General features: G+C 33.4%; 10 protein-coding genes and 1 pseudogene. 6 read left to right on the top strand and 5 right to left on the bottom strand.

The annotated features are described in order from the left end of the window. Positions 1–427, top strand: a pseudogene (locus BALCAV_RS22310) (hypothetical protein); the annotation flags it as partial. Between the two features lie 130 nt (positions 428–557). Here BALCAV_RS22310 and speG read toward each other — a convergent pair. Next, positions 558–1,076: a spermidine N1-acetyltransferase gene (gene speG / locus BALCAV_RS11335; protein ID WP_003322095.1), complete on the bottom strand. Its 519-nt coding sequence runs from the start codon at positions 1,074–1,076 to the stop codon at positions 558–560. A 286-nt stretch (positions 1,077–1,362) separates the two neighbouring features. Between speG and BALCAV_RS11330 the strand changes: the two genes are divergently transcribed. The 5 genes from BALCAV_RS11330 (at position 1,363) to BALCAV_RS11310 (ending at position 5,430) form a co-directional block, all read left to right on the top strand. Continuing rightward, the gene (locus tag BALCAV_RS11330; protein WP_003322094.1) at positions 1,363–1,800 is read left to right on the top strand and encodes a carboxymuconolactone decarboxylase family protein; all 438 of its coding nucleotides are present in this window, start codon (positions 1,363–1,365) and stop codon (positions 1,798–1,800) included. A 308-nt stretch (positions 1,801–2,108) separates the two neighbouring features. Continuing rightward, positions 2,109–2,582 (top strand): 8-oxo-dGTP diphosphatase, encoded by a 474-nt coding sequence (locus BALCAV_RS11325; protein WP_003322093.1) that lies wholly within the window; start codon positions 2,109–2,111, stop codon positions 2,580–2,582. A gap of 130 nt (positions 2,583–2,712) precedes the next feature. After that, positions 2,713–3,714: a glycerophosphodiester phosphodiesterase family protein gene (locus BALCAV_RS11320; protein WP_040323920.1), complete on the top strand. Its 1,002-nt coding sequence runs from the start codon at positions 2,713–2,715 to the stop codon at positions 3,712–3,714. A 129-nt stretch (positions 3,715–3,843) separates the two neighbouring features. Beyond that, a complete protein-coding gene (locus BALCAV_RS11315) occupies positions 3,844–4,278 on the top strand; it encodes a VOC family protein (protein ID WP_003322091.1) in 435 nt (144 codons plus the stop codon). A 348-nt stretch (positions 4,279–4,626) separates the two neighbouring features. After that, the gene (locus tag BALCAV_RS11310) at positions 4,627–5,430 is read left to right on the top strand and encodes a nucleotidyltransferase domain-containing protein (RefSeq protein WP_003322090.1); all 804 of its coding nucleotides are present in this window, start codon (positions 4,627–4,629) and stop codon (positions 5,428–5,430) included. 468 nt (positions 5,431–5,898) lie between these two features. Here the strand turns inward: BALCAV_RS11310 and BALCAV_RS11305 are convergent, their stop codons facing one another. The 4 genes from BALCAV_RS11305 to BALCAV_RS11290 all read right to left on the bottom strand — a co-directional run bounded on the left by BALCAV_RS11305 (position 5,899) and on the right by BALCAV_RS11290 (position 8,310). Beyond that, positions 5,899–6,318, bottom strand: a complete 420-nt coding sequence (locus BALCAV_RS11305) for a hypothetical protein (protein WP_040323919.1) — start codon at positions 6,316–6,318, stop codon at positions 5,899–5,901. Positions 6,319–6,338: 20 nt separating this feature from the next. Then, positions 6,339–7,040 (bottom strand): ABC transporter permease subunit, encoded by a 702-nt coding sequence (locus tag BALCAV_RS11300; protein WP_040323918.1) that lies wholly within the window; start codon positions 7,038–7,040, stop codon positions 6,339–6,341. Further along, complete coding sequence (locus BALCAV_RS11295; protein WP_003322088.1) at positions 7,033–7,926, bottom strand: ABC transporter ATP-binding protein; 894 nt, start codon at positions 7,924–7,926, stop codon at positions 7,033–7,035. Before BALCAV_RS11295 ends, BALCAV_RS11300 begins: the two co-directional genes overlap by 8 nt. 93 nt (positions 7,927–8,019) lie before the next feature. Further along, the gene (locus BALCAV_RS11290) at positions 8,020–8,310 is read right to left on the bottom strand and encodes a hypothetical protein (protein WP_003322086.1); all 291 of its coding nucleotides are present in this window, start codon (positions 8,308–8,310) and stop codon (positions 8,020–8,022) included. Positions 8,311–8,487: the final 177 nt, after the last annotated feature.

Genomic DNA, 8,487 nt, shown 5'->3' with positions numbered 1-8,487 from the left:
GGTTGAGTGGTTAGCACAGGACGTTGCAGCCATAACATATACAACTGTAAATGGAATGTTACAACAATTTATTGGCACTTATGGTGACCGTGGAAGAGGAGGAGCCTATTATTATGTGGGCCCAGAGATACATGGTGTTTGGCAAGGGACTGGAGCGGAGGTTGTGAGCAACTCGGAAGGAATTTCGGTAATGGTAGATGGAGACAGAGAGCTATTTACCTGGAAAAACGTCTTTCAATTTGGTACGTTGGCGATTGTTTTAAAAAAAGATGATGAAGCTGCTTGGACAATATCCTTAAATGAAAACTTCAATTTCCATACAGATGCTTCCATACCTGCTTCCGGAAACATAACATTATACGAAGCAACAATGGATAAAACGGTGCCATTTGTTTTGGAGAGAACAGGAGAATACGGGGAAAACTAAACCGTCAGACATAAGTGGTTAAAAATGAAACCTGACCCCCAGGACTGTAAAGCGAAATTTTAACTTACTGGAGGTCAGCGTATGATTAAAAATGAGGCGATGCATTGAGGAATTTAGCTATTTACAACGCTTATTTAAAATCTTCTTGGAAAATATACATTCTGAGTGCATCACGGTATTGACCTTCTACAAAAAACTCATCTTTTAATTCTCCCTCAATTTGAAAGCCAGCTTTCTTATAAATATGAATCGCTTTATGGTTTTCTTTATCGACGAGTAAATAGAGCTTGTGCAAATTTAAAATATGGAAGGCGTATTTCATTGCTAAATGTGTTGTTTTTAAGGCATAGCCTTTTCCTTGAGCATGAGGATCGATAATAATTTGGAATTCTGCTCTACGATGAATATAATCAATTTCAACTAATTCAACTAACCCAATTATTTCAGCATGATCTTCTATAATGAAGCGTCGTTCATTTTGTTTGTGAATATGCTTATCAAATAAATCTTGTAGCTCAACAAAGGCTTCGTACGGCTCTTCAAACCAATAGGACATGATTCTTGCATCATTGCTCAACTTATGAACATATTTTAAATCTTCTCGTTCTAGCGGTCTTAATTTGACAGTATTCCTTTGTTCCAACGTCATTTGGTTTCACCTCTAATCATTTGAATTTAAGAACTTCCTATAATATATATACATGTGCGGGTAGGTACTGTTAAGTAGAAAAATGAATGATATTCATTCATTTACCTATTGTATAAAGGAAAAAGTTAAGCGTCAAGTAAAAGGATTGCTTGGAGGATTTTTAAAAGTTATTTGAATAATACTTTTAATTGAGGGTGGAAAAATAGAGTTTAATTGGATTTTTTTAGTTAATTATTTCTTACGAAGGTATATAATAGCTTTATACTAAATTAAGGGGTGATGCTTTATGAGCCAAAGAATTTCTTACTATGAGATTGCACCTGATGGTATAAACATTATGATGGATATGGAGAAATACACGAAAAAGACAGGAATCGAACGAAAGCTTCGTGAGCTTATTAAAATTCGTGTTTCTCAAATGAACGGCTGTGCGTATTGTTTGAATATGCATACAGTGGATTCGCGAAAAATGGGTGAAACAGAACAAAGAATTTACTGCGTTAGTGCTTGGCAAGAGTGTGATTTCTATACAGAGGCAGAAAAAGTAGCCTTAGAGCTAGCTGAGCATGTGACATTAATTCCAACTAAACGTGTCCCAGATGAGCTTTATCAACGAGTATGTGAACACTATGATGAGAAACAGTTTGTTGATCTTGTTCTCATCATTAATCAAATCAACAGTTGGAATAGAATTTCTATTGCCATGGGTAACAAAGCCACTTAAAAGTAATTACTGTGAATCGTATTTTTAATAAGCGAGTTATAGCCAACACAGTTAGAAGAACATTAAATTTTATGGACTTCTTTCAGGATTTCAAATAATAAAAAGAGCTCAATGTTGGACTAACGGGTTCGATGAATGAGTACAAAAAAACAAATAGCAGTACAAATGGGGCTCTAATTCGTATATGAATTGGACCTCTTTTATTTATTTTCAGTACAATTGTTCAATTTTTACGTTAAAATAATTTCGTGGATAATTATCTTAAAATTCATTCAAAACAAAGGATTTCAAATTGAGGGGGAATTTAAATGAGTGAAGGTATAAATTATAAATTTTGGACTGTTTGTATGGTTCAAGATGGAGACTTTGTACTACTTCTAGATAGACAACATGATAACTTTAAAGGGTACATTCCTCCTGGTGGAAAAGTAGAGTTTCCTGAAAGCTTTGTTGAAGCAGCGATTAGGGAGGTAAGAGAAGAAACAGGGTTAGAAGTGAGCAACCTTATTTATAAAGGTCTTTACGAGTATATTAATCCGAAAAAGAATGATAGATATATGATTTTTAACTATTTGTCTAAAGAGTTTAAAGGTAAATTGTTAGAAAACTCCCCAGAAGGTAAACCAGTATGGGTTAATGTTAATGAAGCTCAATACCTTCCAATGCAAAATTCAATAAGAAGAAGGTTTCCATTGTTTTTTGAGGAAGGAACTTTTGAAATTCAGGTTGAATGGGATAATGTGAAAAACCAAGAAGGTAAAGTTACCATAAAGAAAACATAATTATATGTTAAAAGAGGGAGGGACAAAACTATCTATGTCTCTTAACAATGCGAACCATTGTGTAAATTGAACTGCTCACTTATACTCGGCTATTAAGAAAGGAAAGTGCGTCATATAGTTGAAGTGTGAAATGGAGGCTAGAAGGTTGAAGTGGAAAAGTGTAATGAAGGGAATCGGTCTTTTTTTGATTTTGTTAATGGCTTTTATGATTGTTAATAATAGTTCATTTTTTACAAAAGCAAGGGACACTGAACCTTATTTACTGGCACATCGCGGATTAGGGCAAACGTTTAGTATGGAAGGAATCGAAGGCGATACATGTACCGCAGAACGAATTTTTCCACCAGAGCATGTGTATTTAGAGAACACGCTCCGCTCAATGGAAGCTGCATTTGCTACTGGAGCAGATGCAGTGGAATTCGATATTCGTCCAACGAAGGATGGGCAGTTTGCCGTTTTTCATGATTGGACACTGGATTGTCGAACCGATGTTCAAGGATTGCCATCTGATTATACGATGGCTGAATTAAAAAATGTAGATATAGGATATGGATATACGGCCGATCAAGGAGAAACGTATCCATTTCGTGGAGAAGGTGTAGGTGAAATGCCATCGCTTGATGAGGTATTAAGTGAATTTCCTGAGCATTCATTTTTAATTGATATGAAGAGCAATGATTTTGAAGAGGGAAAACTATTAGCGAAAAAGCTTGGAGCTTTATCAGATGAGCGACTTCAACTTTTAACCGTCTATGGTGGTGACAAGCCAATTGCAGCATTAAAAGAGGAGCTTCCTCGGCTGAGAGTAATGTCGATGGAAACGATGAAAAATTGTATGATTCCATATATGGCAGCTGGCTGGACAGGCTATATACCAAAAGCTTGTGAACATACACAAATCCATCTACCTGAAAAATTTGCTCCATTGATTTGGGGATGGCCAGATAAATTTTTAAATCGAATGGATTCGGTTGACACTCGCGTTATTGTAGTTGCTGGTGATGGTGGGTGGTCAGAAGGTTTTGATGAAGTTAATGATCTATCAAGACTTCCAAATAATTTTAGTGGAGGAATTTGGACAAATCGTATTGATCGAGTAGGTCCCTGGTTAAAGGGCGAGGAGACAGAGTAAGCTGCAAGGTAGTAGAAAAATCATATTAACCGTGCTATTAAAATTGAATTTAGTATACTTTAATTGATAAGCTGGAGAAGATAGTGAGGTAAATATAATTTATTAACTTGTAAGGGGAGTGTGTTCATTATGGTTGGTGTAGAACTAGATATGGTTGTGAAAGATAGCTTAAAAGCATTGGAATTATACGAAAAGATATTTGATATCGAGCGTGTAGAGGTTTCAGATTTTCCACGTGGTGAAAATGAAGTCATTTTTAGCCTATACAATGTTCACTTTCATATGTTAGATGAAAACCCAGACTTCCACTTAATTGCACCAAGTCCTGATGATCCGAAAACTAGTTGGGTTAATGTGACAGTTCCAAACATTAAGGAAACCTATACAAAGGCGATGGATTTAGGTTGTACAGAGATTCAACCAGTGACTGAGATTGCTGATTACGGAGTATCGAATGCGATATTTACGGATCCATTTGGTTATGTATGGATGCTGCATCAAGTTCATAAAGAAGTTAGCCATGAAGATCGTATAAAGCTCTGGGAAGAAAAAAAGAAGAGTTAAACATGGGAAAGAGTGGATGTAGGGTAGGCTTTGTTGGATTTAAAGAACAGAAAGTTTAGAAGCTATCGTCAAAGGAGCAAGTCAGATTCAAAGCAGAGAACTCATTATTATGTGTTCAATTATAAAATCAGTATAAACTAAGACAGGATCTTAAAGTGATCCTGTCTTTTTTGATTAATATCCTTTTAATCCCTTGTCCAATAAGGGGCTTTAATCTCTTATTCTCCATTCATCATGCACAATAGGCTATGGAAATAGAAGCTGTAATAAAAGAAGAGTATTTGTCCAGATTATCTTGGTGATATAATGAGGAAAATGCAGGAATAAGTGAAGAGGGAGGAGATTGAAATGGCGACTTTGAGAGCGGGATATGGTCTAGATGCTGAGGGGTTTATTGTAAGTGATGTTAGTAAAAATAAAATCAATAATGTCTATATGCCTTGTATTCTGGAATCTGTCGAGAGTCTTAAAAAGGTGTTTCAACAGCAATTGCACAGTGTTTATTTGTATGGAAGTGTACCTAGAGGTGAAGCAGTTATTCTTAAATCGGATTTAGATCTTATCGCTCTGTTTGATAGTGAACTGAGTTCGGATAAGTTAGATGAGTTGAAGAAAGTTGCTCGTGAGTTGTCTCAAAAATACTGTGCTCTTGTTCGCGGTGTTGGCATAGCTGTTGCCTATTACGATTATACGATTGACCCCTCTAATTATTATGAAAATGCATTTCTTAAGGAACTTTGTGTTTGTGTTGACGGAGAGGATTTAGGAGAAAGATTTGGTCCATATAAACTTACATCAGAGATAGCGATCCGCTTTAATGGAGATATTCATCAGGCTCTTAAAAGGACGTTAAATAGGTTAGATACAGCTGCTGACGAAGATTTTAAGACATTTTCACAAAACTTCTGTCGAAAACTCATTCGCGCTTATTATTCTATGGTGATGGTACGTTCTCAAATTTGGTCGACACGACTCCAAGAGCAAGCTGAAGTCGTGATACATCACTATCCAAATAAAGAACCTATTATTCGTACCCTGCTAAAGTGGATAGATGAACCACCAACAGAACGCGAGACAGTATATGAGTTGTTTAAGCGTGAGGGTGAGTGGGCAAGTACTAACTTTACCGAAGAAGCTAATATTACCCCTTAATATAGTGAGAGCAATACTTGAACAATCGTATTGCTCTTTTTTATTGAATAAATGGAGCCGTATAGTGACAGAAGACTGCCTAACTATTTGCTATAAATATTAGCTTTGTTAGATTATAATGGATATATATTACATTAAGGAGTGGGTGAAAATGAGCTTTTCTTTGCCTTTCTACTTAAAGGCTTTAAAAAAAGAAGTTTTTCTATTAATTGGGTTGCTTGTAATACTTGGATTCACTTATCTGTATAAATAATCTTCTTAAATGCAATTAAATAAAGCCAGAAAGCTTATACTCTCCGACTTTGCTCTTATTATACTAACTTCTCAGTTTACTTGGATTAATATCGAACAAATGAATTCTTTTTACTACATTAACTCAAATACTAATATTTAATAATAGTTATCTTTTAAGGGACTTTAAATCTTTAATTTCTATTTCATATTGTAGTCGATGTATTCGAAGCCGAGCTAATTAGTAAACTGCTTTTTATTTAACAAGTATAAAGAAAATAAATAAATTATTACACTATATGCTATTAGGATTATTAAACCGGTTAAAAAATTCACATTTGCATTACCTGTCATTACCCCAATTGTCCCGTCTATAACTGCAGAGGAATTAAGGTATGTAAATGGTAATACATGAGCAATAGATGACAATAATCCATACTGAGTTACAGCTAAATTGAACGATACCGCAATAATTACACTTAAGCCTAATGACATTATATTACTATCAGTCAATAACGCTATTAAATTATTTAATAAAACCGTAAAAATAATCAAGAACAGAAATAATGTTGAGCTATAAATAATTTGTTTACTAATACTAATTACTGAAATCTCCTCTATAGAGAAGTATGGTAACGGATAATTAAGTGCTCCCATTCCCCCCCCAAAAATCACACCTAAAAAATACTTAATAAACAGATTAAACAAATAATAATAGCAGGAAATATAATTGCTATTAATGTTTTCGATAATAATAAACTGCTCCTACTTATTGGTTGAGTTAATAATAAATTTATTGTTCTCCTCTCAAATTCAACTGATAAAGTATCTCCCATAATGAATATTATAATAATAAAACCGAGAACACTAGTAGTTAGACCTACTATATTCTTAGCAAAATGTATTCCCTCTGTTTCAATTATTGGATGTACAGGTTCTATATCTAAATTAATGAGCTCTTGATTCTGTATAATACGTGCTTCTATTATATGTACCGGCTCTCCTCCAATAACTTTTTCAGAATTAATGTCGTGGATTATATTCTCATCTAATTGAATTTGTATAGCTAATTGTTTCCGCCAATCATCGTTGCGAATAGCATTAATTTGAGATTCCAGTAAGTCTAACTCCTCATTATAAGATTCACGAATACTATTTAATTCCGGAGTATCATCACCTGGTAAATTCTCTAAAGACTGTTTAATAGAACTAATATTATGCTCATAGTTCATTATTTTAGTGTCTGTCTCACCTGACTGTAAGCCATTCAGTAAGACAAAAATTAAAAAAATTGATATGAACAGTAGAGAAATTATGACTAAATTTTTTCTTCTTTTAGCGAATTTTTTCACTTCAAAAGCTATTAGATGTTTATTCATTCTTTTCACCATACAATTCGTGATATATATTATCAGTTTCTCCCTTTACATTAGTAATTTCATTTAAAATTATATTATTCTCTAATAATACCCCTAAAAATGGGGTAAGTTGTTCCCTTTCTAATCTTACTAACAATCTATTTTCTTGTAATTGAAATTTATCGATATTAAATTCTTTGTTTTTAAATAAAGAGAATATATCATTACTGGGAGATTCTAATTCGAATATATATGCTCTCTCTATTTTGCTATCACTAACATTTACTTCTTGAACTGTTCTACCTGCATCTATAAATATAATCCTATCTGCAACCTTATCAACTTCTGCTAAAATATGTGATGAAAAGATAATTGTGCTGCCATCCGCTTTTAATTCTTTTATTATCCTTCTAAACATTTTTATACTACTTGGATCTAAGCCATTTAAAGGCTCATCAAAAATTATTAAGGAAGGACGAGCTATTAATGCAATCGCCAACAGTAAATGTTGTTTCATGCCTAAAGAATAATTTCTTATCTTCTCATTAACGTATTTTTTTATACCGATTTGATTAATAACAGCTTCTATTATTTGATTGCTTGTTTTATGTATCTTTGCAATAAATTCTAAATGCTCATATCCAGTTAACTCTGTATATAGCATTGACGAATCAGGTAAAAAAAGGACATCAGAGTTTACCTGATTTGATTGTGCAACTCCATTTATTAGTACAGTCCCTTCATCTGGCTCTATTAGCCCCCCAATTGCTTTAAATAAGCTAGTCTTTCCAGCCCCATTTGGTCCTACGACTGCAACAATATCGCCTTTATTAACAGTAAAGCTTATGCCATTGAGGATATGTTTAGTTCCAATCTTTTTATGTATATTGTTTAATTTAACAACCACTATAATCATCCTTTTCTAGCCTACAAATAGAGAAAGCATTAAGCTCTCTCTATGTTGAAAAATATGAATTATTAACTTAAGTATAAGTTCTTATTACCAAGTTCTGTATGTTCTTGTTACTTCAGATCTAACAATTTTTGATAATGTTTCAATAACAGTTGAAACATTTTTCTTTGATTCAGTATAAGAGTAGTTTGTTCTAAACTGAATAGTTGTGTATCTTTGATTACTTAGTGTTTTTGTATTTGTTTTAGTAAACCAAGTTTCAGTATAACTTAATAACACCCTTTCACTCATCATAGCGTTTGCCGGAGTCGTAAATGTACCAAAAACACCTGCCACCATTGCCACAGCTAGTACTAATACCATCAACTTTTTCTTCATATTTTCACCTCAATTACATTATTTTGTTAAATCAATTTCGACAACAAACAAAATATTAGTATATCAAACAATTATTGTCAACATTATTTTTCATAATTTTATATAGTTCGATAATTAAACATAATCAGAATATATAACCTAAATAAATAGTTTTTTCTGAAAATAATGATGTATTTA

It is taken from the genome of Alkalihalobacillus alcalophilus ATCC 27647 = CGMCC 1.3604 (assembly GCF_000292245.2).
In the GTDB taxonomy this organism is placed as follows: Bacteria; Bacillota; Bacilli; order Bacillales; family Bacillaceae_D; genus Alkalihalobacillus; species Alkalihalobacillus alcalophilus.
This window is presented reverse-complemented; position numbering and strand designations above follow the sequence as displayed.